The sequence below is a fragment of the Candidatus Nitrotoga fabula genome (genome assembly GCF_905221025.1).
Lineage (GTDB): Bacteria > Pseudomonadota > Gammaproteobacteria > Burkholderiales > Gallionellaceae > Nitrotoga > Nitrotoga fabula.
On sequence record NZ_CAJNBL010000002.1, the window covers coordinates 65,052 to 90,549 of the forward strand.

A 25,498-nucleotide genomic window follows, 5' to 3' on the forward strand; every position below is an offset into this window, starting at 1 on the left:
GCGTTCATGTTACCCATGCGCATGAAACCGGATTAAGGGGTGTTGCCGGTAAAAGGATTGCAGATTTTCGTACACTTCTGCAGAGAACGCATGCAAAACTGCGGGTGCGCAGAAAAAATATTCACTGGACACGGCAAAAAATTCTGCCGGGCTGGTTGCGGCATAGGGGTGGATGCCGGTGTACTGTCCCTGTTCCATTTTTTTCTGTAACTGCTGATATGCCGTGCTGAATACCGTTGCCCATCCGGGAATAGACCTGCTTTCATGAAGCGGCGGCAAACCGTTGCTGGTTCCGTCCAGCATATCCAGTTTATGGGCGATTTCATGAATGATGACATTATGCCCATTCTGGAGGTGATGCAAATCCAGTTCAATGTCATCCCAGGAGAGCACTACCGGCCCTTTAAACCAGGATTCTCCGCTTAACGTATGCTCATGGCGGTGAACAACGCCATCGCGATCCATTTCGTCCCGGCTTACGCGGAAGGATGCTGGATAAATCACGATATCGGTCCATTCAGACAGCAAGTCAGAATCCAGATTCAGAATCGGCAGACAAGCTTGCGCTGCAATCATGACGCGCATTTCCTGAGTAACGGGCAGACCAATGCCAACGAAATTTTTTTGATGGAGGAACAGGGTGCTCAGCTTTCTCAGGCGGGCTTTTTCGACCGCACTCAATCCATCCAGCATCCACAATTTCCCGGTTGCAGCTTGCCAGTGGCCATGCCGTAGTGCATGCCGGCGCAGGACGTAACGGGTTTTCATGCGTTTGAAAAAATTCATATGGGCAGGCTGTTCCTTCAAAAACGAAGCACTTGAGCAAGGAATTGTGGCCCCATGATAACAGGCAGCATTGCGGGAAACCGTTTTATTCCACCGGGAGTCGGTTTTAAAAATCAACTGAAACCGGCTCCCCCGAAAAACAGGCACGGGTCACCGGGACGCCACGGTGGATATTTTTTCATGGATACAGCCAATAGCCGGGAATTCAGGAATCGATTCAACCACTGCCTGACTTCCGGATAGGGAGATGATTCAAACCATTCGGCATCCACTGCTGCAAACTGCCGCACAAACGGGAGAATGGCAGCATCGGCTAGCGCAAAATGAGGCGCAGTTACATGATGGTTTGATTGTAGCCGCTGTTCCAGTTCAGCCAGAAACCGTTCTCCCTGCTGCCGGTAATGGAATCGGGAAAATTCCGGGTACCGGTCGGCATATTTATAGCGATCTAGATCGGGTTTGAAATCCAGATCATTCCTGTGGATCAGCTGCATGTCATCTTTCATCTCCACCCCGGAGCCGAGCCATTGGGCCGGATCGTTTTTGTGCAATGCCCAAAGCATGATGTCCAGGCTTTCATCAATCACGCTGCCATTTTCAAGCTGCAATACCGGAACGGTGCCTTTGGGAGACAGGGCCAGCATTGCTTCAGGCTTGTGGCGCAACTCGATTTCCCGAAGCTCCACCTCAACCCCGGCTATGGCAATCGCCAGACGTGCCCGCATCGCATAGGGGCAACGCCGGAAACTGTATAAAACAGGCACTGCAGGCGGGATGAACGGTTTTTTGTCAGTCATGCCGGATTCCGGTTTAAATTCTGTCTGAAGGTGAAAATTCGAAGCTGTATCCGGATGGTTCTGGAACCCTTGAATGATTCTGGAACCCTTTGAATCCTCGAGAAAATCGGACTGGTTACGTCATTGCCGGGAATCCGGAAAAATCACCTAGGAAAAATCACCTGAATGATAGCCCGAAAGGTACAGGATTTTCCGGATTTCCGCTTCTGTCTCCCGATCATCGCATGAACCGTGGTGCGGTCATGCCCGGACGGGTGCATTTTCAGGCCATGTGTTGCGCAGTGCCTGTGCCACGGCAACCATGTTGCGCAGCGCCTGTTCCACTTCCGGCCAGTTGCGTGTTTTCAGGCCGCAATCCGGGTTTATCCATAGACGTTCGGGCGGGATCACATCGCACGCCTTGTGCATCCGGCGCAGCATTTCTTCCTGGCTGGGCACGCGCGGCGAATGGATGTCATATACCCCAGGGCCAATGTCGTTCGGATAGTGAAAGATCCGGAAAGCTTCCAGCAGCTCCATGTCCGAGCGCGATGTCTCGATCGTAATCACGTCGGCATCCATCGCAGAGATGGCGGGCAGAATGTCGTTGAACTCCGAATAGCACATATGCGTGTGAATTTGCGTGGTGTCCTGCACGCCGCCGGTGCTGATGCGAAATGCGCGAACCGCCCAGTCAAGGTAATGCGCCCAGTCCCTGCGTTTTACAGGCAATCCTTCACGCAGGGCAGCTTCATCTATCTGTATGATGCCGATTCCTGCCTTTTCCAGATCCAGAACCTCATCGCGAATGGCCAGGGCGATTTGCAGCGCCGTATCGGCACGAGGGATATCATTGCGCACGAATGACCATTGCAGGATAGTGATCGGCCCGGTGAGCATCCCCTTTACCGGTTTGCCGGTCAGGCTTTGCGCATACAAGCTCCATTCGACGGTCATGGGTTGAGGGCGCGAGACATCGCCATGCAGGATGGGGGGCTTCACACAGCGCGAGCCATAGCTCTGTACCCAGCCATGCTCGGTAAAGGCAAACCCTTTCAACTGTTCGCCAAAATATTCCACCATGTCATTACGTTCCGCTTCTCCATGCACCAGCACATCCAGCCCCAGCTCTTCCTGTTTTGCCACCGCATGCCGGATTTCAGCCTGCATTGCCGTGCGGTATTGTTCCGGACTCAACCGGCCTTGCCGGTAGCTTGCGCGTGCGCTGCGGATGGTTTCGGTTTGCGGGAATGATCCAATGGTCGTCGTTGGAAAAGGCGGGAGCCGAAATCGCCTTTGCTGTGCTGCAATGCGATCGGGGAAAGGGGAGGCGCGGTTTTCATCAGCAGCTTTCAAGGCAGAAATTCGCTGATGAACAGCAGGGTCGTAGCACAAAGTCGAGAACAACCGGTTCTCCAGTATCGAATTGGTTCGGGCCACCTGCGCGGCAATGTCTTGCTTGCCCTGCGTAACGCCGTGCGCCAGGGTAACGACTTCTTCCAGTTTCTGCGTGGCGAATGCCATCCAGCTTTTGATGTCTGCATCCAGCCGGCATTCCTGTGCCAGATCCACGGGCACATGCAGCAGGGAACAGCTGGGGGCAATCCATAACCGCTCGCCCAGCGCTGCGTGCAATTCATCCAGTATCTGCAGCGAAGCAGGCAGGTTGTTGATCCAGATATTGCGCCCGTCCACAATGCCTGCGGAAAGAACCTTATCTGCCGGAAACTCCCGGATAAAGGCATGCACCTGCAGCGGGTCGCGCACCAGGTCAAGATGCAGCCCGGATACCGGCAAGGCTTTCAGCAGTTCGGCGTGGTTGTCCACGCTGTCAAAATAGGTGGTGAGCAGGATTTTGGGGCACTCCTGCGACAGGCTGGCATAGGTTCCGGCAAGCGCATCGACCCATTCTGGCGGCAGATCGAGTGCCAGCACCGGTTCGTCCAGCTGTACCCATTCCACGCCCTGCGCTTTCAGGAGCGCCAGAATATGCCGGTATACCGGGATGAGCCGGGGCAACAAGTCCAGGCGGCAGAATCCATCCTGCTTTTCCTTGCCCAGGTACAGGTAGGTGAGCGGGCCGATCAATACCGGTTTGACATTGATTCCCAGCGCCTTGGCTTCTGCCACTTCATCGAACAGCCAGGAGCTGCCCAGGTGAAATTCTGTCGTCTCCCGAAATTCCGGGACCAGATAGTGATAATTGGTGTCGAACCATTTGGTCATTTCCATTGCGGGCTGCTGTGCATTGCCGCGTGCAAGCTGGAAATAGCGGGAGAGGGTGGTGGTTCCCTGAAAGCCGAAACGCTCCGGAATGGCTCCCAGCAGGACGGTCATGTTCAGCATCTGGTCATACCATGCGAAATCCCCCGCCGGAATCAGGTCCAGGCCTGCATCGCGCTGCACCGCCCAGTGCCTTGCCCGCAAGGCTTTGCCCACTGCAAGCAGGGCAGTTTCATCCAGTTCGTTTTTCCAGTAGGCTTCCAGAGCCTTCTTGAGTTCGCGTTGCGCGCCGATGCGCGGAAAGCCGAGATTGTGCGTAATGGTCATGATCATCCTTCGTAAAAAGGATGGTATCTTCGGCAAATCTGCATTATTATGCAAATTCATTATTTAAATATTTATCATTAAATTTATTCATGATATCTATGCTGGAATTACGCCACCTGCATATGCTGAAAGCTCTGGTCGAAAGCGGCAATCTCTCCCGTGCCGCGCAGCGGTTGCACCTGACGCAGTCGGCAATTTCGCATCAGGTAAAACAGATTGAAGATCACTACGGCGTACTGGTGTTCGAACGCAAAACCCAGCCGTTGCGGCTGACGGCTACCGGCCAACGGCTGCATGTTCTGGCGGAAACTGTGCTTGCGCAAGTGGCAGAGGCCGAGCGCGACATCGCCCGCATCGTGGAAGGGCAGGCGGGTCGCCTGCGCGTGGCAGTGGAATGTCATACCTGCTTTGAATGGCTCATGCCCGCAATGGATATTTTTCGGGAGCACTGGTCGGAAATCGAACTGGACCTGGTATCCGGTTTCCATGCAGATCCGCTTGCCCTGCTGCGCGAAGATCGCGCCGATCTGGTCGTGGTATCCGAACACCGCAAGCATGGGGCGAACGGAGTGGTTTATCACCCGTTGTTCGGTTTCGAAATTATCGGCATTGTGTCCCGACTGCACAGGCTGGCACAGAAAGAATACCTCACCCCGCAGGATTTCACGGACGAAACCCTGGTGACCTATCCGGTTCCGGAAGAAATGCTGGATGTCATCCGTATTTTTCTAAAACCGCACGGGGTCGAGCCGAAGCGGCGAACCGCAGAACTGACGGTGGCGATCCTGCAACTGGTTGCCAGCCGCAGGGGGATTTCCGCCATGCCGAGCTGGGCAGTGCAAGGCTACCTGAGAACGGGCTATGTGCAAGGCTTGCGCCTGGGCAAAGAAGGATTGTTCGGTGAACTCTATGCCGTTACGCATGGGGAAGCCGCAAAAACCGCCTATATGCAGGATTTTCTGGAAACCGTGCGGGCAGTCAGTTTCAATACCTTGCCCGGGCTGATCCCGTTATCGCCAGCCTGAACGGAATCATGGGGCTGCCACCAAACCAGCGGCCATTCCCCTCGCAGAACAAGCTACAAGTGCGAAGTTTGAACATCTAGCGGTGGATCCGGCAATCAGTTCGGCTGCAGGGCTTGCATGGGTTCCTCTTCTTGTTCGGTGGTGATGCCGGTGAGGGCTGAAACAGTAGCTGCCGCAACTTGCCGTGCCATGCATTCTCTTATGCATAGAGGTACGATGTGAATTATTTCATACTGGGTTGTTAAAATAAGATAAAGTCACATTTACAACGCTTTTTTATCGTTCGTGTCAAACCAATTCATAACCACAGCCATGACTTTGAAGAAATAACGCCCGAAAAATATTCGGATTTGTTCCTATGAAATAAATCTGAAAATATTTTGAATATGGCTCACTCAATGAGCCACTACCGCTTCTATTATGAGTTCATCCAAATTTATTCAACAAGGAGGAATTCATGTGGAGTGTCATCAGAAATAATCCAGACCGAATGGTATTTTTCGGATGCATGTTTGGTGGAATGGTATTGTTCTTTGTAAATATGGTGTATTGATGATTATGGATTTCCCTTACTTAAATTGCAAACGAAGATTTATTGTCAAGGTACTTGCTATCCAGAATATTGCTGAACAGCTAGATTATTTGCCAGCATGAGATGATTAGATAAAAAATATTTGTGAAAAGTGCAGACCTTAAAACAGCAGAGATATTCGCATGAACGGCAAACAAAAGAATTTAGTACTTGCACATGTACGCCAAGACAATGGTGGTAAGTGGCACGAACATTTACTGGACGAACATCTGCTAGGCGTAGCTGGACTTGCTGCCGATTTTGCCGCTGATTTTGGTTCCAGTGACTGGGCGAGCATTGCCGGGTTATGGCACGACATTGGCAAGTTCAGCATGGAATTTCAACGATATATAAAATCCGCAAGCGGCTACGATACTGAAGCACATATCGAAGGCGCACCGGGTCGAGTTGACCATTCCACGGCTGGTGCAATACACGCAATTCGACAATTCGGCAAACATGGTCGAATTTTGGCTTATCTGATTGCAGGTCATCATGCCGGATTACCTGACTGGCATTCCGCAGAAACAGGAGGAAAAGCACTCTCCATTCGAATTGGGATAGAGCAAAATCATTTGCTTGATCGCATACCTGCTCTAGCCATCCCACAAGAAATTTTCGCAAGACCAAAGCCATCTACTAAACCGATTGGCGGCGCTGAAGGCTTGCACTTGTGGCTGCGCATGTTGTTCTCCAGTTTAGTGGATGCGGACTTCCTTGATACTGAAAAATTTATGAATAATACTCAGGCAGCTGCCCGCTCTAGATATCTTGGTATAGGCGATTTAATGGATCGTTTCGATAACCACATGACACACCTTGAGAAAAATGCAGAAAACTCCACAGTTAATGCTATTCGTTCCGATATTTTGCGTCAGTGCCGTCAAAAAGCTGCGCTTACACCAGGTCTATTTTCTCTGACCGTGCCCACTGGTGGTGGTAAAACTTTATCAGGCATGGCATTCGCCTTGCAACACGCTATAAGGAATAAAAGGAAGCGCATCATTTACGTCATTCCATACACCAGTATCATTGAGCAGACGGCTAGCATTTTTCGCGACATATTTGGTGATAACGTAGTCGAACATCATGCTAATCTTGACCCGGAAATAGAAAATGCTCGCTCGCGTTTGGCTACGGAAAACTGGGATGCCCCAATCATAGTTACCACCAACGTTCAGTTTTTTGAATCACTGTTTGCCTCACGCACCAGCCGTTGTCGCAAATTGCACAACATCGTAAATAGCGTGGTGGTACTGGATGAAGCACAGTTGTTACCTCCAGAATTTCTGCAACCAATTGCCGATGTTATGAACCAATTGGTTAAAAATTACGGTGTGACGTTCGTACTTTCTACCGCCACCCAGCCAACGCTTGGTTCATTCACATTTTTTGGCGGCAAGCCTTTTCGTGGGCTAGATAAGGTTTGCGAAATTATGGATGACCCTGATGTCCTGTATCAAAAACTGAAGCGGGTGGAAGTCAGCATTCCAACTGATTTGCGAACACCAAGCAATTGGGAAAGTGTTGCGTCAGAATTGATCCGACATCCATCGGTGTTGTGGATTGTCAATCGCCGCGATGATGCGCGCGAGCTGTATCGCCTGATGACAGCCAAAGAGGATGGAAAAAATACATTGCATTTATCCGGATTAATGTGTGGTGAACACCGCAGCAAAGTTATTGCTGACATTAAGGCGCGATTGGATCGCAATGAACCGGTGCGTGTTATTAGCACCCAACTGGTTGAAGCAGGAGTGGATATTGATTTTCCTGTTGTATACCGGGCTTTGGCAGGACTTGATTCGATTGCACAGGCAGCAGGGCGATGCAATCGCGAAGGAAAGCAGAATGCTATGGGTCAGGTAGTAATATTTGTTCCGCCGAATCCGCCACCACCAGGCATGTTGCGACAAGCTGCGCAAATATCCGTCAGCCTGTTATCTGGTGGGGTAAACAATGTATTGGGGCGTGATCTTTCCAGGCAATTTTTTGAGCACCTTTATGTACGCGCACCTTCGCTAGATAAACACGGTATTTCCGACGACCTTACACGCGATGCGCACGATTGTCAGATTCAATTTCGCACTGTTACGAAAAAATTCCAGTTGATAGATGACAGCACTTATCAGCCCATTCTGGTACGCTATTGCGATAGCGATGAATTACTCAACAGATTGGAAATAGATGGCCCGCATCATAAGTTGATGAGAAAGCTGCAACGTTATTCGGTGAATCTCCCCAAGCGCTTGTTTAATCAACTCGAAAAGCAGGGTGATATACAGGAAAGCAAAAAATTGCCGGGAATTTATTTTCAGGTATGCAACACACTTTATGATGATTTGCTGGGTGTGGTGATTGATGGCAACGTAGCCCCCGATGAACTGGTTATATAAAAATCAGGGAAAGGAAACATGAAAACATTTTGCTTAGAAGTCGCAGGCGATTTTGCTTGCTTTACTCGGCCTGAAATGAAGGTAGAACGTGTCAGCTACGATGTGATTACACCTTCTGCCGCCCGTGCCGTGTTCGAAGCCATCCTGTGGAAGCCTGCTATTCGCTGGCAAGTGACTAAAATCGAGGTTCTGAAGCCAATCAAGTGGATCAATCTTCGGCGCAACGAGGTTGGCGCAGTAACTTCTTCACGCAATGTGCAAACCGCAATAAACAATGGTAGTGGAGACCTTGGACTTTATATTGAGGACGAACGCCAGCAGCGTGCCGGTTTATTTCTACGCGATGTCGCTTATCGGATACATGCCAGATTTGAATTACGCGATTCTTCCCATCATAAAAAAAATTATCCGCATCTTGTAAAAGTTCGTATTAACGACCCAGACGAACAGCATTCTGCTGACGCAGCAAATATACCTGCAAAATTTTTAAACATGTTCGAGCGTCGAGCCAGCAAGGGCCAGTGTGTGAATCAACCCTATCTGGGTTGCCGCGAATTTGCAGCCAGTTTCCGATTAATCAAGGACGCTTCCACCGAAACTCCTCCGATTGCAGAAAGCCGCGATCTAGGCTGGATGCTCCATGACATGGACTACAGCGACCCGAGCAGCCCTAATCCGTATTTTTTTCGTGCAGAAATGAAAAACGGCGTGTTGAATTTAGCTGATGTGGAGGTGCGGGGATGATTCTTCATGCATTATGTGATTACTACAGGCGCAAGCCTGACCTGCCTCGACTAGGCTTTGAAATCAAGGCCATTCCATTTGTTTTTGAACTCAGTCCTGCTGGGCATCTGGTGCAAATTGAAGATACTCGATACTCTGAAGGGAAGAAGAAATTTCCTAGGAATTTTCTTGTCCCACAAGGTGCAAAGAAGACATCAGGAATTGCTGCAAACTGGTTATGGGATAGCGCTGAATACGTTCTAGGTGTAACCAAGCTAGGCAGGCCTGATCGAGTACAGGAACAGCATGCCGCTTTCCAGGTAAAGCTAGATGAGTTGGCTGACAAAACTAACGATGCCGGATTGAATGCAGTGCTCACTTTTTTAAAAATTCGCGACACATCGAGACTGGAAATAGATCCGCTTTGGTCGGAAATCCTGGAAACGAATGCTGTTGTAACATTTCGCCTCAATGGTGATTTCGAACTGGTTTGTCAACGACCGTCCATTAGGGCAGTACTGGAAGGCGCTGGCATGGAGACAGAAAAAATTATCTGTGCGATTAGTGGAGAGCCCGATGGTTTCGAACGGCTGCACGCTTCTATCAAGGGTGTTTGGGGTGCACAAACCAGTGGAGCAAATATCGTTTCTTTTAACAAAGATGCATTTAATTCTTTTGGAAAAGAGCAGGGCGCAAATGCACCCATTGGCAAGCGCGCTGCCTTCGCTTATACCACGGCACTCAATTACCTGCTAAGCAAGGAGAGCGCTCAGCGCATTCAAATTGGCGATGCTTCGACCATATTCTGGTCAGAACAGCACACTGAATTTGAGGACACGTTTTCTGATTTGTTTAACGAACCGCCCAAGGATGATCCAGCAAAGCAAACACGCGCTATCGAAGCATTGTTTAAGGCGCCGCAAACGGGTACATATAACGATGATGGAGAAAAAACCCGTTTTTATGTGCTAGGCCTCGCACCCAATGCCGCGCGCATCAGCATACGTTTCTGGCAGGTCGGTACCATTGCAGAAATGTCAGTGCGGATTCGCCAACATTTCCAAGACCTGGAAATTATCCACGCTGGTTTTGAGAAACCACATCTTTCACTTTTTCAATTATTGAAGTCCATTGCTACTCAAGAAGACTCAAAAAACATCCCACCTAATTATGGGGGTGAATTCATGCGTGCCATTCTTGCTGGATTGCCTTATCCGCAAACACTGTTACAAGCAAGCATTCGTCGCATCCGTGCCGAACGTAAAGTGACCTATCCACGCGCAGCACTAATTAAAGCCTGTATTAACAGGCAAACACGTTATTCACCTTCACAAGAACAGGAGATTGCTGTGTCACTAGATGATTCCAACACCAACTGCGGTTATCGCATCGGACGCCTTTTTGCTGCGCTGGAAAAAGCACAGGAAGAGGCTGTTAATCCTAGCGCTACGATTCGTGATCGTTTCTACGGCGCAGCCTCCAGCTCACCGGTTACGGTGTTCGCCAACCTAATGAAGCTTAAAAATCACCATCTTGCCAAACTGGATGACGGACGTAAACGCTATTTTGAAAAACTCATCGGACAAATTATGTCTTCTATCAATGATTTTCCAGCACATTTGAGCCTTGCTGACCAAGGGCGTTTCGCAATTGGTTATTACCATCAGAGGCAAGCATTTTTCACTAAATCTGAATCTACCAATAAATCTGAATCTACCAATAAAGGGGAATAAGTATCATGACATTAAATAATCGTTATGACTTCGTTTTGGTTTTTGATGTAAAAGACGGCAACCCTAATGGCGATCCTGAAGCTGGCAATTTGCCCCGCATGGATGCGGAAAGCGGGCTTGGCTTGGTAACTGACGTATGCCTCAAGCGTAAGGTACGAAACTTCGTTGGGCTGGTGAAGGGTGAGCGGCCGCCATTTGAAATTTATGTTAAGGAAAAAGCGGTACTCAATAACCAACATAAGCGCGCATATATTGAAATCGGTAAGGCTGAATTGCTTGAGGGAGACGACAAAAAACGCAAGGGGGGTGACTCAGTTGATCAAGCAAGGCAATGGATGTGCCGGAATTTCTTTGACGTAAGGGCATTCGGCGCGGTCATGTCCACAGGTATCAATTGCGGCCAAGTACGAGGCCCTGTCCAGTTAACATTCGCCCGTTCTGTTGATCCTATAGTTGCATTGGAGCATTCAATTACTCGCATGGCGGTTGCCACTGAGGCAGAAGCCGAAAAACAATCTGGTGATAACAGAACGATGGGGCGCAAATTCACTGTTCCTTATGGCCTATATGTAGCTCATGGATTTGTGTCGTCCTTTCTTGCCAAGCAAACTGGATTTAATGAAAGTGATCTGGAATTACTCTGGCAGGCGCTAGCTCAGATGTTTGAGCATGACCGTTCTGCCGCCAGAGGCGAAATGACAACGCGAGGGCTTTACGTCTACAAGCATGAAAGCGAACTGGGCAATGCCCCAGCGCATAAGTTGTTCGAATTAATTCAAATCAAGAAAAATTCAAATGAACCTGCGCGTGATTTCAACGATTACACGGTGAATGTAAATGATGCTGGATTACCTGCAGGGGTCACTTTACTTCGCTTGGTTGGGTGAAAGTGAAACGTGATGCAGGATGACCCAGTAGACCCGATCATGCTTTCTGCTCTTCAACACTGGAGTTATTGCCCACGCCAGTGCGCACTGATTCATGTCGAGCAAGTATTTGATGAGAACGTTTTCACCATGCGTGGCAATGCCGCGCATGAGCGAGTGGATGACCCGGGATTTGCAATTTACGAGGGCGTGCGTACCGAGCGTGCTTTGCCGGTGTGGTCAGATCGGATGGGGTTAATCGGCAAATGCGACTTGGTGGAATTTCATCCAGACGGGCGTGTCTATCCAGTGGAATATAAACATGGCCTCAAGCGTGGAAAAAAGCACGATGATGTACAACTGGCCGCACAAGCAATGTGTCTGGAAGAAATGACTGGCAAACACATTACACATGGCGCAATTTATCACCATAGTTCACGGCGCAGGCGGGAAGTTGAAATTACGCAAAAATTGCGCGACGCGGTGGAAAATGCTGTTCACGCCATCCGGGCCATTCTGGATTCAGGCAGTCTACCGCCTCCCGCCAATGACGCACGCTGCAAGGAGTGTTCGTTAAAAGAAATTTGCCAGCCGCAAGTTGTCGCTGGACTTAAAATGCAGAATGCTTTGTTGGCAGATTTATTCAAACCAGAAATAATGTAAACATGGCGTACCAGCTTCTTAACACTCTCTACGTTATGACATCGAATTCCTATCTACATTTGGAGAATGACACGTTGCGGGTGGACGTAGAACGCGAGAAGAAACTTCAGGTACCACTGCACCACTTAGGTAGTATTGTTTGTTTGGGCAATATTATGCTTTCACCTGCGCTGATGCACCGTTGTGCAGAAGACGGCATTAGTCTAGTGTTATTAAATAATCAGGGCCGATTCAAGGCTCGCCTGGAAGGTCCGGTTTCAGGTAATATTCTGTTACGGCAGGCACAGCATAGATTGGTACTGGATAAAAAATTTGCGCTTAGTATCGCCAAGAGTGCAATTGCAGGGAAATTGCGCAATGCCCGTCAAGTCTTGCTGCGCGGCGCGCGTGAAGCAAGTGATGCGGAGGATAGCAGTGCACTTACAGTTGTTGTAGAAAAGCTCGCTCATTCGTTGCGTAACCTGCCACGCGCTCCAGATTTGGATGTGGTGCGTGGCATCGAGGGCGATGCCGCCAAAAATTATTTTTCGGCCTTACCTCTGATTATCAAGCGCGGGGTAAGAGATAAATTTATGATGGATGGACGCACTCGCCGGCCACCACGTGACCGATTCAACGCGTTGCTTTCATTTCTCTATTCTATGCTAATGAACGACTGCCGCTCCGCATTGGAATCAGTTGGGCTCGATCCTCAGCTTGGTTTCTTACATACGGTTCGCCCCGGTCGAGCTGCACTTGCTCTAGATTTGACAGAAGAATTTCGTGCCATTTTTGCTGACCGATTAGCGCTTACTCTAATCAACAGAGGACAGATCAATACTAACGATTTTGCAGAACGGGAAGGTGGTGCGGTATTGATTGAAGAAGATACACGCCGTACTGTAGTAATCGCCTATCAAGAACGTAAAAAAGAAGAAGTAATTCATCCTCTTCTTCAGACCAAAGTGCCAATTGGATTGCTACCATTATTTCAGGCACGTTTCATGGCTCGGGTATTGCGTGGAGAAATGGATGGCTATCTTCCATTTCTTTACCGTTAAATTCCATGCTGGTTATTATTACTTATGATGTATCCACAATATCCGCAGCTGGACGTAAGCGGCTGCGCCGCGTTGCGAAAGTTTGCGAAAGTATTGGGCAGCGTGTCCAGAATTCAGTCTTTGAGTGTCAGGTTAATCAAATGCAGCTTGAAGAATTAGAGCGAAAGTTGCTTGCTGAAATACACGAAAAAGAAGATAGCTTGCGCTTATATCGCTTGACTGAGCCGGTGGAATTACACATAAAAGAGTATGGAAATTTTCGGGCTGTGGATTTTGAGGGGGCATTGGTATTATGATGCGCGAACCAGTAGTAATGACCTAAACATGGCAAGTTCGCGTTATGGCCAATATATTGATGGAAGTGGATTTTTCTCTTTCATCGTTTAATTGTTCGGGCTCTCCACTGCACAAAGTTCGAGAGTTCGCACAAAGTGTGCTTTATAACATTACAAATCATAATGTTATAAGCAAACTGTAGCGCCCGCCCTTTGGGGTGGGCGAGGATTGAAACCCTTCCAGACAGCCGATGCAAATGCTTTGCGTGCTGTGTAGCGCCCGCCCTTTGGGGTGGGCGAGGATTGAAACTATTGAGTTGGTGCAAGATGCTAGCACGATGCTAGTAGCGCCCGCCCTTTGGGGTGGGCGAGGATTGAAACATTTCCTTTTTGGTTTAAAAATTTAGCTTGTTTTCGGTAGCGCCCGCCCTTTGGGGTGGGCGAGGATTGAAACATATACGTACCCCGCTTTTAATTTTGGTATTTCTGTAGCGCCCGCCCTTTGGGGTGGGCGAGGATTGAAACAAAAGGGAGGGTTTAAGACTCACACAACTGGACTGGTAGCGCCCGCCCTTTGGGGTGGGCGAGGATTGAAACCTTTAATACTTTACGCAAAAATCCATTCTCCAGGTAGCGCCCGCCCTTTGGGGTGGGCGAACAACCAGCACGAAAATGGAACAAGCGCCATGAGCGAACGAATGGCAAGAAATTTTGCCATGCATAAGACGAGTCAGGCCATCTGCAAGTAAGTAATAGTAACAAACCATCGTGCGGAATTTCCGCCCGGATGTAATAGAGATGCTTTCGCCGCAATCTGTCTGGAAAACTGGTGCCTGGTCACACTTATTTAGTGCAGCGTACTTGACCCGATGCCATAAACATGTGACGGTTGCGGTGGATCATTACAATCCAATCAACCTTGACCAGAAAAATAGCTGTTACCCGACAGCAACAGCTATTTTAACCGATTGCTATCAGCCCCCCAGACCGAGGAAGAGATCTGTGCTGCAGATACCATGCCAATGATGAACGATATTTCCATTGTTTAATACTACGGTTGTGGAAGGAGACATGGCGAATTTCACATCTACACCAATATTCAGGGTATTGGTTGGCATGGTGATACCCAAAGATAGTGCTAATGAGTTAATACAAAGGTTTTTCAATGCGGCAGCATCCACTGCAGCGGTGGCCAGGCTGCATGGAATGTTCTGATTTTGCAGGTTCGAATCGGTTGTTTCAACCGGCGGGTTCAATTGTCCCAGCACGTAAGCAAGAGGCTGCGTATCGTAACTTCCTGTTCCCAGATTGACGTAAGAACCTTTGCCCGATACGACAACCGTATCCGTTCCCGCTTTACCGGCCTTGCATACCAGTTCTGCGGAAATAGCCAGAGTATCCGCTTTGGCTCCAGTAGCTGCAAACAAAAGAACCGTTGAAACAACACTATACAATATATTTTTAAACATATTTTTATCTTTCTGTGAGTTATCGTTGATTTTCGTGCAACCCAGTAAAAAATACTGGGTTCACGATTCATTTGTACCGTGAGGTACGATATGAAACAACTGTTAACTTTGACATGGTTTTTGATGTTGTACCTAGGTTAATGGGTCGTAAAGCCTTCATGCAAGCTTACATAGCCTGAGCTTGATAAGGCGTTCAGAAATTTTGAAAATTACCGCATGCGAGTCTTGGCTCAGTGCGGATGGAACGGTGTAATTAACCGGGTCTGATGAATGCTCATCCCCCGTTAATGGGGTAGAGCCGATAAGATCACCACATTGAACTTCTAGAGTCAGCCTTTTACGAAAAGTAACCCCAATGTAACCCCAATAAGATTAATTTTGTAGGATAGAATGTAATGGATTGATTATTTGGTGGGTTGTGAGCGATTCGAACGCTCGACCAGCGGATTAAGAGTCCGATGCTCTACCAACTGAGCTAACAACCCTATAGAATGATTCCAGAAAGTGAATTGTAGGCATAATGGGAAAAATGGTCAAATTTTTTGTACCGCAAATCCGGCTTTTTCTGCAAGCAGGTAAAACCGGAAAGAAGGAACAGATATTGAGTTTTTGTGTATGAAAAACGAGAAAGGGAAAGGGAAAGAAGAAGATACCCGGTTGCGGATCGATAAATGGTTATGGGCAGCACGTTTTTTCAAGACCCGATCCTTGTCTGCAGATGCCATTGAGAGCGGCAAGGTATTATGCAATGGCGTGCGGATCAAGCCGGCAAAATCACTGGCGGCAGGGGATATGCTGTCCATCCGTATTGGTTCGGTTCAATTTATTGTGGAGGTACTGGCACTATCCGGCAAGCGTGGGCCGGCCCCTCAGGCGCAGCTGCTTTACCGTGAAACGGAGGAAAGCGTGCTGCGCAGGAAGGCGCTGGCAGAGGAGTTGAAAGCCCATCCGCCACCCGCATATCTCAAAGGCAGGCCGACCAAACGAGACCGCAGGGAGCTTGACAAGCTGAAAGGCAATGTCTGGTGAGGGTTACTGGATTCCAGACAAAGCGGGCAGGGATGAAAGCGAGAGGGTACGAATTGGAATTTCATGCACTGAGAAAAGCCTGCGCGTATGGAACAGTTTATTTTTCTGCGATCTCCCGCGAGGATGGGACATTGTGGAAATATAGTTAACGTAATGAAATAACAAAGTGATATTATATATTGAATATTAATATTTAATAACGAGAAAAAATCCAGATGGGCGTAAAATACTCAATCACAGAAACCGGGGAGAATCGGACATGAAATTAACTTTTCTGGGGGCCACGGGCACGGTCACTGGGTCTAAATACCTGTTGTCCAGTGGATCAAGGCAGATACTGGTCGATTGTGGTTTGTTTCAGGGACTGAAGCAGTTACGTCTGAGAAACTGGGCGGCACTTCCGGTCAACCCGAAAGAGATCAGCGCAGTGGTATTGACGCATGCCCATATTGACCACACCGGTTATTTGCCGCTGCTGATCAAAAAAGGATTTACCGGAAAGGTATACTGCACACACGCAACCCGGGATTTTTGTGAAATCCTGTTGCCGGATTCTGCTCATTTGCAGGAAGAAGAAGCCAACTACGCCAATAAACGCGGGTTTTCCAAGCACTCCCCAGCCTTGCCCCTGTATACCGAGGAGGATGCGGGCAGGGCGCTCAGGCAGCTTGTTCCGGTGGATTTTGAGAAAGCAGTCGATCTGGGAGAGGGTCTGTCTTTGAAATTTTTCCCGAATGGCCACATTTTAGGTTCCGCATTTGTACATATACATCATAAAAGCACATCCATCCTTTTTTCAGGAGACATCGGGCGTCCCAATGATATTCTGATGAATGCCCCGGTGCGCATCCGGCAAGCCGATTATCTGGTAGTGGAATCAACCTATGGCAACCGTCTGCATGACAAGAGTGATCCACAGCTGAAACTGGCTACGATCATCAACCAGACAGCAAACCGCAATGGAATTGTTTTGATTCCCATCTTTGCGGTAGGCCGGGCGCAGGAGCTGCTTTATTACATTCATCTGCTGAAATCCTCCGGCCAGATTCCGGACATCCCGGTTTACCTGAACAGCCCGATGGCGGTGGATGCCACGGAAATATTTGTCCAGCATTGTGGCGAACACCGGCTTGCACCCGAGCAATGCCGTTCCCTGTTCAAGACGGCACGCATGGTAAGCAGTGCCGAAGAGTCCAGACGGCTGAATGAAACCAAAGGTCCGATGATCATACTCTCCGCGAGCGGGATGGCTACAGGCGGGCGTGTCGTGCATCACCTTAAGGCCTTTGCGCCCAACCCCGATAATACAGTGCTGTTTGTCGGCTTCCAGGCCGCCGGCACGCGGGGGGCTGCCATGCTGGATGGTGCGGATGCGATCAAGATCCACGGTGAATATGTGCCGGTGCGCGCCCGGGTTGAGCTGATTTCCAATCTTTCCGCGCATGCGGATTATTCCGAGATCCTCGACTGGTTGCATGGCTTTGAAAAGCCGCCCAGGAAAACTTTCATCACGCATGGCGAGCCGGTTGCAGCAGACATGATGCGATTGCATATTGAAGAACAGCTGCATTGGCCGGTTGAAGTGCCGGACTATCTGGAAACTGTGGAACTAAGCTGAAATATCAGCGAGATCGGGTGTCTGTGGGGTTTTGGGGTAATACATGGCATCCATCATTACTTCGCATAATGTATATTATGTCAAATATGGTGTGCATGAATAATGGATCTATTTCCAAAATTCGATATCCCCCACCTGCCTTGAGTGCTTGTGGGGTATTGGAAGAATGAATATGAATGAATATGGTGGAAAGTGGTTCTGAAATTACGCAGGCAGACCCAAAAAATCATTCAGGATGGATTGCTGGACTTCGTAGCTTGTCTGGTAAGGTAATATTGAGCTCGAGAACATCATAGTCGCCATGTTTCTCCAGTTGAACATGAATCGCATCTCGGTCGATGTGGATGTATTTGGCGATCACGGCCATGAGTTCTTCCTGGAGCGCAGGCAGATAATCCGGAGGCGCTGCTCCTCGGTTTGCGCGCTCGTGAGCCAGGATGATTTGCAAACGCTCCTTGGCGATGACAGCTGTTTTTTTCTCGGTGCCTCTCAGGTAGCTGATTAAGCCAGCAATCATCGACATATCAGCGACCTCCCAGAAGTCGTTGCAGGAAACTTTTCTTTTCAACGGTAGTGAACCGGATCGGTAAATTTTCTTCTCCCATGAAGCGTCCGACTACATCCCGGTAAGCTTCTGCAACATTGCTTTTTTCCAGATGGATAGCCGGGGTGCCTGCATTGGATGCCTGGAGTACTGATTCCGATTCTGGAATCACGCCAATCAGTGGAATGCGCAGGATTTCCTGAATATCCGTAAGAGACAGCATTTCACCAGCTTCAACCCGCTTTGGATCATAACGGGTAATCAAAAGATGCTCTTTTACCGGATCCAAGCCATCCACAGCCCGCTTGGATTTGGCTGCGAGTATTCCGAGGATACGGTCGGAATCCCGTACCGAGGAGACCTCCGGATTGGTTACGATGAGGGCTTCATCTGCAAAATACATTGCGGTAAATGCGCCTGATTCAATGCCTGCAGGGGAATCGCATACAATAAAATCAAAGGTTTCTTTTAATTCGTTGAGAATTCTTTCAACACCATCCAGGCTGAGCGCATCCTTGTCCCGTGTCTGGGATGCAGGGAGTATGTACAGGTTGTCGCAGTTCTTGTCCTTAATGAGGGCCTGCTTCAGGGATATTTCATTGTTTATGACATTGATGATGTCATAAACTACGCGCCGCTCGCAGCCCATGATGAGATCCAGGTTACGCAGACCTACGTCAAAATCAATAACCACGGTCCTGTTTCCCCTTAAAGCCAAGCCGCTGGAAAAACTGGCACTGGTTGTGGTTTTCCCTACCCCACCTTTTCCTGATGTCACTACAATAACTTTAGCCACGGTTCTACCCCTGAACAAGATCTGTGTATTTTACCTATAAATTTAAATTACAAAATGCAGAAATTTCCTTTAATCCTGCAAAGGCCGGATGACCAGATTGGGACCATCCAGAAATGCCTGCACAGGTTTTCCACGCAGATTTTCGGGAATACCGTTCTCGAACACCTTGAAGCAACCTGCAATGGAGATCAGCTCCGCTTCCAGGAGGCTTGTAAAGATGCGTGCCTTTTCATTTCCATTGGCTCCAGCAATGGCACGGCCACGAAGTGGAGCATAGATGTGGATATCTCCGTCTGCAATCAGCTCTGACCCTGCATTTACCGCGGCAAGAACCACCAGGCTTGCACCTTTTGCATAAATTCGCTGACCGGTGCGAACCGGTTTGTCGATGAGCATGGAGGTACTCGAAACAGAACCAGGCTCAAAAACCGGTTGTGCCGGCCCTGTACTCTGCCCGGGAAAATGGCTGTTTCCAGATTGCGTTTCTTCCTCTTTTTTATCGGCTACGATTTTTTTATCAGCCACGGGTTTCTCTGCCGCAGACTTTGAATGGCCTTCCTTGCGTGGTTCAGACTCCTGAGCAGGATTTTCATTCGAGGCAATGGGCAAGGGTGCAGGCTTGACGGTGGACCGAAAGGCAGGATCAGTAAACAGCCCAAGGCCAGATCGGGCTGCAGCTGAACGCTGTTTGTCCGAGCCCCCGATTACCCCCGATGCACGCATGCCATGATCCAGCATGAATGATAGAAGATCTGAAAAATCAGGGGTCGCCTCGCAAGTTGCGATAGCAGATAAATCAAGAACCACCGGAGAGTTTGAGAAAAAACCCTGCGTTTTTCGGTAGCGCTCATCCAGTTCCTGTTTTAGTTGCGCCATATCGGTTGTATTGATATGAAGCACAAATACGGAAAGATTTGCAGTTTTAAGTTTGAATGCCGGTTCTACACGTGCCATTTTTATGTTTTAAAAATATGTTGCAGGGAAGGATTAATGGTGGCTCGAAGCATCCAGCTTCCCTGTCCCCGGTTTCACGGGCAAGCCTGAGGTTTGGCATTTTGATTCCCGGGCTGGTTGAGCCAACCATGACAATACATTTAGTAATGGTAACATGATCAGCATTCAGATTCAGACGCGCCTGTTCCACACATTCTGGAGAAATGGCAGAAACGAATCATTCAGGATTCCCATTAAAAATTTTTAGATATTATACCTAAATAATCAATATAATAAAACAATTAATTAACCTAAATTATCATTCAATTGCAAGCCGCTCCGATACAGGCGGCAATTGCTTGGCAATTGATTTTTTAATTGTTAAAAATGGTAATATTACATGTTTAATTGCCATGGCAGCACCTGCGATGGCATTCACAAGCGCAATTTATGAGTTGTATTGCAGGAAATTATTTCTAGTAACCTATATCATTCATTGTTTTAAGTTTAACCCGTAAGGAGAGAGAGTGGAAAAGATCGAAAGAGATGCTGCTAAAGAATACTGGGAAAATCAGGCGAAAACCCATAAAGGCTCTTTTTTAGCATCATGGAGCGATCAGTTCATGATCGAGCTGGAAATAGAAGCCATCAGCGAACATATCTCGGCTGGGGATCATGTTCTGGATGTTGGATGCGCGAATGGATATTCTGCATTCCAGCAACTGGAGCGACACAGGGATGTAGGCTCCATTACCGGAGTGGATTTTGCTGAAAACATGATTAAGCAGGCCAACCTGCTGAAGAAAGCGCAGTGGCTTAAGGATGATATCGTAAATTTCCAGGTCGGTGACATAAATGAACTGCCATTTCCGGATGATAAATTCGATGTCGTTTATGCCACACGGGTAATCACGCTGATGCCTACCTGGGAAGATCAGAAAATCGCCATGAACGAGTGTCTGAGGGTTGCCAAGCCGGGAGGCAAAGTGATTTTCTCCGAGCCTTTTCTGGAGCCGTTCAATTTGCTGAATGCAATGAGACAGCTCAAGGATATGCCTCCCCTGATCGAGCATGATTCCAACCGTTTTCTGAAAAAAGATCAGCTGAATGAATTTCTTGATGAAAAGAAAGTACTGTCCTACAAGATGAACGAGTTCTCGTCCATTTATTACCTGGGCTCGCGCTTCTTGAGGGAACTGGTAACCGATCCATCTGCATACCCGGGTTTCAACCCGATTAACCGGATTTTCTTTGACATAGAGAAAGATTTTTCGGGTGGAGGCTTTGGCATTCAGCAAGCTTATATTATTACCAAATAATAAACTGAAAAATAGCGGTATGACCCAAACCAGAACAGAGTATGACACTTTTGGCCCTATCGAGGTTGCAGCAGATCGCCTTTGGGGTGCGCAGACGCAGCGTTCTCTAGAATATTTCCACATTTCGACCGAGCGTATGCCTGAGGAAATCATTCTTGCCCTGGCCATGGTCAAGCGGGCATGCGCATCGGTCAATCGTGACCTGGGTTTATTAGACCCAGCCAAGGCGAAAGCCATTGTGGAGGCGGCAGATGAGATTCTTGCCGGCCGGAACGGACATGAATTTCCCCTTTCTGTCTGGCAAACGGGTTCTGGTACGCAGACCAACATGAATCTGAACGAGGTACTCGCGAACCGTGCTTCGGAATTGCTCGGGGGAAAATGGGGTAAGGATAGGCTGGTTCATCCTAATGACGAGGTGAATCTCGGCCAGTCGTCCAATGACATCTTTCCGACTGCCATGCATGTCGCAGCCAGCCTCGGCATCGCGCAGGCGCTGCTTCCCGCATTAGGTAAATTGCGCCAGTCTCTGGAGGAAAAGTGCCGCGTTTTTCATGACATTGTCAAAATTGGCCGTACACACCTGCAGGATGCAACCCCACTGACCTTGGGTCAGGAATTTTCTGCCTATGTGGCTCAGCTGGAATATGCTGAATCCCTGATCCAGACTTCCCTGCCCTCTCTGTGTGAACTTGCAGTCGGAGGCACTGCAGTTGGCACCGGACTCAACACACATGCAGAATTCGGGGAGCGTGTTGCCAAAGATCTGGCTCGCAGCACCGGCCTGCCTTTCCGGAGCGCCAGCAACAAATTCGCGGCACTGGCTGCGCATGATGCCCTTGTGGCTGCCCATGGTATGCTCAAAACACTTGCCGCCGTCCTGATGAAAATTGCGAACGACATACGCTGGATGGCGTCGGGGCCGCGTTCTGGCCTTGGAGAAATCAGCATTCCGGAAAATGAGCCGGGAAGTTCGATCATGCCGGGAAAGGTCAATCCTACCCAGTGCGAAGCATTAACCATGCTTTGCTGCCAGGTTTTTGGCAATGATGTTGCCATCAACATGGGCGGGGCTGCCGGAAATTTTGAACTCAATGTTTACAAACCGCTCATTGCCCACAATTTCCTGCAAAGTGTTCGGCTGCTCGCAGATGGGATGACCAGTATTGAGGAACACTGCATACGCGGCATCCAGGCCAACCATGAGCGTATCGCGGAACTGGTGGAGCGTTCCCTGATGCTGGTAACTGCCCTGACCCCGCATATCGGTTACGACAAGGCAGCCAAAATTGCCAAGCAAGCCCACCGGGACGGCAGCACACTCAAGCAGACAGCATTGCTGCTTGGTTATGTCACTGAAGAAGAATTTGATCGTTGGGTACAACCAGCGAACATGACCTGACTTACCCGGCGCACTTTCCCGCGGCTATATTCTGCATACCGGGTGCAGTTCAGCCGGGTCCTTCCGGATAGCTATTCTTCTACCAGATGTGAGTCGGGATACAGCACACTGGTAAATCCGAACTGGCTCAGGTCGCGCATGCGCATAGGATAAAGTATTCCGTCCAGATGATCGCACTCATGTTGTACTACGCGAGCATGAAAACCGCTTACAGTACGGTCTGTCCAGGTTCCAGACTCATTCTGACCGCGATAATGAATGGATCGGAAACGCGGCACCAATCCACGTAACCCCGGGACACTCAGGCACCCTTCCCAGCCATCTTCCATATTTTCACGGTCTGATATGGCCGCATTTGAACCGTGCAAATTGTACGGTTTTCCCGATGCTGTCAGGGGTGTGATCACCGGATTGATCAATACGGTCTCCGGAACGACTTCGGCATCCGGATAGCGCGGGTTGAATCTTCCGCCAAAAATAACCACGCGCAAATGAACGCCTATCTGCGGGGCAGCCAGTCCGGCACCATTCAGGGATTTCATGGTGTCTCTCATGTCGAGCAACAGTGTGTGCAGTTCCGGAGTATCAAAGTCGGTAACCTCTTCCGCACGACGCAGCAGGCGTGCATCACCCATACGCAACACTTGTCTAATCGTCATCTGCTTCCACCAGGCATTCAAGAATGGAACGCACATGGACCATGGCCGTTTGCGCCACACCAGGAATGGATTCCAGGGATACCCGGTTGCGGCTGCTCTTCCGTCCTGCTGCGTGGTTCAGCACAACTGCAATCGTGGCATAGCTCAATCCAAGTTCCTTGGCCAGAGAAGTTTCCGGCATACCGGTCATTCCGGCCATGTCTGCGCCATCCCGTTCCATGCGGTTGACTTCAGCTATGGTATCAAGACGGGGGCCCTGCGTTGCGGCATATACTCCTCCATCCAGGCAGGGTATATTGGCACATTTGCTGGCATTCAGGATTTTCTGGCGCAATTCCTGAGAATACGGCTCAGTAAAATCGATGTTGGTAACCGGACAGTCGCACCCATCAAAGATAGTGAAAGCACGACCATAGGTATAGTCAATAATCTGGTCCGGCACGATCAGCATGCCCGGTTCAAAATCGGGTCTGATTCCTGCAACTGCAGCCACAGCAATTACTTTTTTTGCACCCTGCTCTCTTAGCGCCCACAGGTTGGCACGATAATTCACCATATGGGGTGGGATAGTATGTCCATAGCCATGGCGGGCAATAAACATGACTTCATGCTGGCGCAGACGACCAAAGATAATTGTCCCGGAAGGTTCCCCATAGGGAGTCCGCATCACCTGCCGATGCATGATTTCCAGATTGGACAGTTTCGTCAGTCCTGTACCTCCGATAATCGCTAACATTCCTGTATCTTCACCTTATGAAAATCCGATGGTTCACCTGTCGCCCAATCTCATCCCTTGCGGAGATCACCAAAATTGTGATGGTCATATAAAAATATGCTTATATATCAATATAATATTGGAAAACATAAAGTTATTTGTTAATAATATGAGTTTGTGCTTATTTTTCCCTTAATGCATATACAGCAGGAAGATTTCGCCACTTGCCTTGTATATCCATGCCAAAACCGAATACAAAACGGCACGGCAATTCCACCCCAAAAAAATCGGCATGAACAGGCCTGATTTTCTTCGTCTGCTTGACTGCAAACACCGCACTGTAAAACCTGCTTGCCCCGAGAGCCATTACACGCTGCCGGATCGCGGCCAGAGTTTCACCCTCGTCGAGGAGATCATCCAGCACCAGCACGATACGGCCTGACACATTTTCGCGTGGCTCAACCTTCCAGTTCAAACTTCCCCCTTCCTGGCTGTTGCCATAGCGCGATACGTGGATATAATCAAAATCCAGGGGGAAGGTAAGCTGGGGCAGTAACTGCCCGGTAAAAACCACTGCACCCCCCATTACTGACAATACCAGCGGGCAGGTTCCCGTTAATGCGGCATTCAATTTGCATGCAATATTGGCAACGGCCGTCTGTACCTGTTCAGCAGGGATCAGGATCTCTGCCTGATCCAGAATGCTTTTGGCCTGCAGATCAGAATTCATTTTTGCCGCATAGCTCTTTGAGATAAGCGGCAAACTCCTCTCTAGTGTCCGAATGCTTCAGGCCAAATGCGATGCTCGCCTTAAGGTATCCAAGCTTGGAACCGCAATCATAACGAGTGCCGTTAAACCGATATGCCAGAACTTTTTCATTCTGGATCAAGGCTGAAATACCATCCGTTAATTGAATTTCCCCGCCTGCCCCGGTCTGTAATTGCGACAAATGATCAAAAATACCTGGCGTCAGGATGTAGCGCCCCACGACAGCCAAAGTGGAAGGGGCATCTGACGGTCTTGGTTTTTCAATAATGGCGTGTACCTGCTCCACATTTTGTTCCAGAACGCTGCTGCTTACTATGCCATAATTCCCTGTCTGCATGAGAGGAACATCCTGCACACCGAGGATGGAGCACGGATGGCGCTGATACACTTCTACCATTTGCTTTATCGTGGAAATATCCCCTGCGATCAGGTCATCGGCCAGAATTACTGCAAACGGTTCATTGTTCACGACAGGTTGTGCGCAAAGTACAGCATGGCCTAATCCAAGTGCTTCTGACTGGCGGATGTAAATGCAGTTCACATTCTTGGGGATAACATCCTGGACGGCACGCAATAACTCGGTCTTCCCGCGTGCGTAAAGCTCGGCTTCAATTTCATAGGCTGTGTCAAAATGATCCTCAATTGCACGCTTGTTGCGGCCTGTGATGAAAACCAGGTCGGTAATGCCTGCTGCGACTGCTTCTTCCACGGCATACTGGATTAATGGCTTATCCACTACAGGCATCATTTCTTTCGGGCTGGCCTTGGTTGCAGGTAGAAAACGGCTTCCCAGCCCGGCTACCGGAAACACGGCTTTAGTGATCTTATTCATATTTTCTCG

General features: G+C 49.0%; 23 protein-coding genes, 1 tRNA gene and 1 CRISPR repeat array. Of the genes, 12 read left to right on the top strand and 12 right to left on the bottom strand.

All coding sequences use genetic code 11. The features are described 5' to 3' along the window. Positions 1-9: 9 nt before the first annotated feature. The 3 genes from KJA68_RS00395 to metE form a co-directional block, all read right to left on the bottom strand. On the bottom strand, positions 10-786 hold the full coding sequence (locus KJA68_RS00395) for a M90 family metallopeptidase (RefSeq protein WP_213034948.1): 777 nt from the start codon (positions 784-786) through the stop codon (positions 10-12). A 113-nt stretch (positions 787-899) separates the two neighbouring features. Beyond that, a complete protein-coding gene (locus KJA68_RS00400) occupies positions 900-1,583 on the bottom strand; it encodes a glutathione S-transferase (protein WP_213034949.1) in 684 nt (227 codons plus the stop codon). Positions 1,584-1,823: 240 nt separating this feature from the next. Next, entirely contained in the window at positions 1,824-4,112 is a 2,289-nt protein-coding gene (gene metE, locus KJA68_RS00405) for a 5-methyltetrahydropteroyltriglutamate--homocysteine S-methyltransferase (RefSeq protein WP_213034950.1), read from the bottom strand. A 98-nt stretch (positions 4,113-4,210) separates the two neighbouring features. Between metE and KJA68_RS00410 the strand changes: the two genes are divergently transcribed. The 8 genes from KJA68_RS00410 to cas2 all read left to right on the top strand — a co-directional run bounded on the left by KJA68_RS00410 (position 4,211) and on the right by cas2 (position 13,425). Continuing rightward, positions 4,211-5,137, top strand: coding sequence for a LysR family transcriptional regulator (locus KJA68_RS00410; RefSeq protein WP_246487002.1), 927 nt, complete (start codon positions 4,211-4,213; stop codon positions 5,135-5,137). A gap of 714 nt (positions 5,138-5,851) precedes the next feature. After that, the gene (gene cas3 / locus KJA68_RS00415) at positions 5,852-8,104 is read left to right on the top strand and encodes a CRISPR-associated helicase Cas3' (RefSeq protein WP_213034952.1); all 2,253 of its coding nucleotides are present in this window, start codon (positions 5,852-5,854) and stop codon (positions 8,102-8,104) included. 18 nt (positions 8,105-8,122) lie between these two features. Then, positions 8,123-8,848: a type I-C CRISPR-associated protein Cas5c gene (gene cas5c / locus KJA68_RS00420; protein WP_213034953.1), complete on the top strand. Its 726-nt coding sequence runs from the start codon at positions 8,123-8,125 to the stop codon at positions 8,846-8,848. Then, on the top strand, positions 8,845-10,560 hold the full coding sequence (gene cas8c, locus KJA68_RS00425) for a type I-C CRISPR-associated protein Cas8c/Csd1 (protein WP_213034954.1): 1,716 nt from the start codon (positions 8,845-8,847) through the stop codon (positions 10,558-10,560). The genes cas5c and cas8c overlap by 4 nt, the downstream gene beginning before the upstream one ends. 5 nt (positions 10,561-10,565) lie before the next feature. After that, entirely contained in the window at positions 10,566-11,447 is an 882-nt protein-coding gene (cas7c, locus tag KJA68_RS00430; protein ID WP_213034955.1) for a type I-C CRISPR-associated protein Cas7/Csd2, read from the top strand. A 12-nt stretch (positions 11,448-11,459) separates the two neighbouring features. Further along, positions 11,460-12,089: a CRISPR-associated protein Cas4 gene (gene cas4, locus KJA68_RS00435; protein WP_213034956.1), complete on the top strand. Its 630-nt coding sequence runs from the start codon at positions 11,460-11,462 to the stop codon at positions 12,087-12,089. Between the two features lie 2 nt (positions 12,090-12,091). Further along, positions 12,092-13,129: a type I-C CRISPR-associated endonuclease Cas1c gene (gene cas1c, locus KJA68_RS00440; RefSeq protein ID WP_213034957.1), complete on the top strand. Its 1,038-nt coding sequence runs from the start codon at positions 12,092-12,094 to the stop codon at positions 13,127-13,129. Between the two features lie 5 nt (positions 13,130-13,134). Beyond that, positions 13,135-13,425: a CRISPR-associated endonuclease Cas2 gene (gene cas2, locus KJA68_RS00445; RefSeq protein WP_213034958.1), complete on the top strand. Its 291-nt coding sequence runs from the start codon at positions 13,135-13,137 to the stop codon at positions 13,423-13,425. A gap of 178 nt (positions 13,426-13,603) precedes the next feature. After that, positions 13,604-14,001: a CRISPR direct-repeat array (repeat unit 37 nt; unit sequence GTAGCGCCCGCCCTTTGGGGTGGGCGAGGATTGAAAC). A 377-nt stretch (positions 14,002-14,378) separates the two neighbouring features. On the opposite strand, the gene KJA68_RS00450 is transcribed toward cas2, so the two are convergent. Further along, a complete protein-coding gene (locus KJA68_RS00450) occupies positions 14,379-14,873 on the bottom strand; it encodes a hypothetical protein (RefSeq protein WP_213034959.1) in 495 nt (164 codons plus the stop codon). Positions 14,874-15,282: 409 nt separating this feature from the next. After that, positions 15,283-15,358: transfer RNA gene (locus tag KJA68_RS00455), tRNA-Lys, on the bottom strand. Between the two features lie 130 nt (positions 15,359-15,488). Between KJA68_RS00455 and KJA68_RS00460 the strand changes: the two genes are divergently transcribed. Next, on the top strand, positions 15,489-15,902 hold the full coding sequence (locus KJA68_RS00460) for an RNA-binding S4 domain-containing protein (RefSeq protein ID WP_213034960.1): 414 nt from the start codon (positions 15,489-15,491) through the stop codon (positions 15,900-15,902). Positions 15,903-16,161: 259 nt separating this feature from the next. Continuing rightward, positions 16,162-17,520 carry an MBL fold metallo-hydrolase gene (locus KJA68_RS00465; RefSeq protein ID WP_213034961.1) on the top strand — a complete coding sequence of 453 codons (1,359 nt, stop codon included), beginning with the start codon at positions 16,162-16,164 and terminating at the stop codon, positions 17,518-17,520. Positions 17,521-17,746: 226 nt separating this feature from the next. Here KJA68_RS00465 and minE read toward each other — a convergent pair whose 3' ends face one another. The 3 genes from minE to minC form a co-directional block, all read right to left on the bottom strand. Continuing rightward, positions 17,747-18,043: a cell division topological specificity factor MinE gene (gene minE / locus KJA68_RS00470; RefSeq protein WP_213034962.1), complete on the bottom strand. Its 297-nt coding sequence runs from the start codon at positions 18,041-18,043 to the stop codon at positions 17,747-17,749. 1 nt (position 18,044) lies between these two features. Next, positions 18,045-18,860: a septum site-determining protein MinD gene (minD, locus tag KJA68_RS00475; RefSeq protein WP_213034963.1), complete on the bottom strand. Its 816-nt coding sequence runs from the start codon at positions 18,858-18,860 to the stop codon at positions 18,045-18,047. Between the two features lie 69 nt (positions 18,861-18,929). Continuing rightward, positions 18,930-19,814: a septum site-determining protein MinC gene (gene minC, locus KJA68_RS00480; protein ID WP_213034964.1), complete on the bottom strand. Its 885-nt coding sequence runs from the start codon at positions 19,812-19,814 to the stop codon at positions 18,930-18,932. 506 nt (positions 19,815-20,320) lie between these two features. On the opposite strand from minC, the gene KJA68_RS00485 reads away from it, so the two are divergent. Beyond that, a complete protein-coding gene (locus tag KJA68_RS00485) occupies positions 20,321-21,112 on the top strand; it encodes a class I SAM-dependent methyltransferase (RefSeq protein WP_213034965.1) in 792 nt (263 codons plus the stop codon). A gap of 19 nt (positions 21,113-21,131) precedes the next feature. Then, the gene (fumC, locus tag KJA68_RS00490) at positions 21,132-22,514 is read left to right on the top strand and encodes a class II fumarate hydratase (RefSeq protein ID WP_213034966.1); all 1,383 of its coding nucleotides are present in this window, start codon (positions 21,132-21,134) and stop codon (positions 22,512-22,514) included. A gap of 71 nt (positions 22,515-22,585) precedes the next feature. Here fumC and KJA68_RS00495 read toward each other — a convergent pair whose 3' ends face one another. The 4 genes from KJA68_RS00495 to galU all read right to left on the bottom strand — a co-directional run bounded on the left by KJA68_RS00495 (position 22,586) and on the right by galU (position 25,489). Then, positions 22,586-23,173, bottom strand: a complete 588-nt coding sequence (locus KJA68_RS00495) for a peptide deformylase (RefSeq protein WP_213034967.1) — start codon at positions 23,171-23,173, stop codon at positions 22,586-22,588. Next, the gene (locus KJA68_RS00500; protein ID WP_213034968.1) at positions 23,163-23,909 is read right to left on the bottom strand and encodes an S-methyl-5'-thioinosine phosphorylase; all 747 of its coding nucleotides are present in this window, start codon (positions 23,907-23,909) and stop codon (positions 23,163-23,165) included. Before KJA68_RS00500 ends, KJA68_RS00495 begins: the two co-directional genes overlap by 11 nt. A gap of 160 nt (positions 23,910-24,069) precedes the next feature. Next, on the bottom strand, positions 24,070-24,618 hold the full coding sequence (locus KJA68_RS00505) for a hypoxanthine-guanine phosphoribosyltransferase (protein WP_213034969.1): 549 nt from the start codon (positions 24,616-24,618) through the stop codon (positions 24,070-24,072). Then, a complete protein-coding gene (gene galU, locus KJA68_RS00510) occupies positions 24,608-25,489 on the bottom strand; it encodes a UTP--glucose-1-phosphate uridylyltransferase GalU (protein WP_213034970.1) in 882 nt (293 codons plus the stop codon). The genes KJA68_RS00505 and galU overlap by 11 nt, the downstream gene beginning before the upstream one ends. Positions 25,490-25,498: the final 9 nt, after the last annotated feature.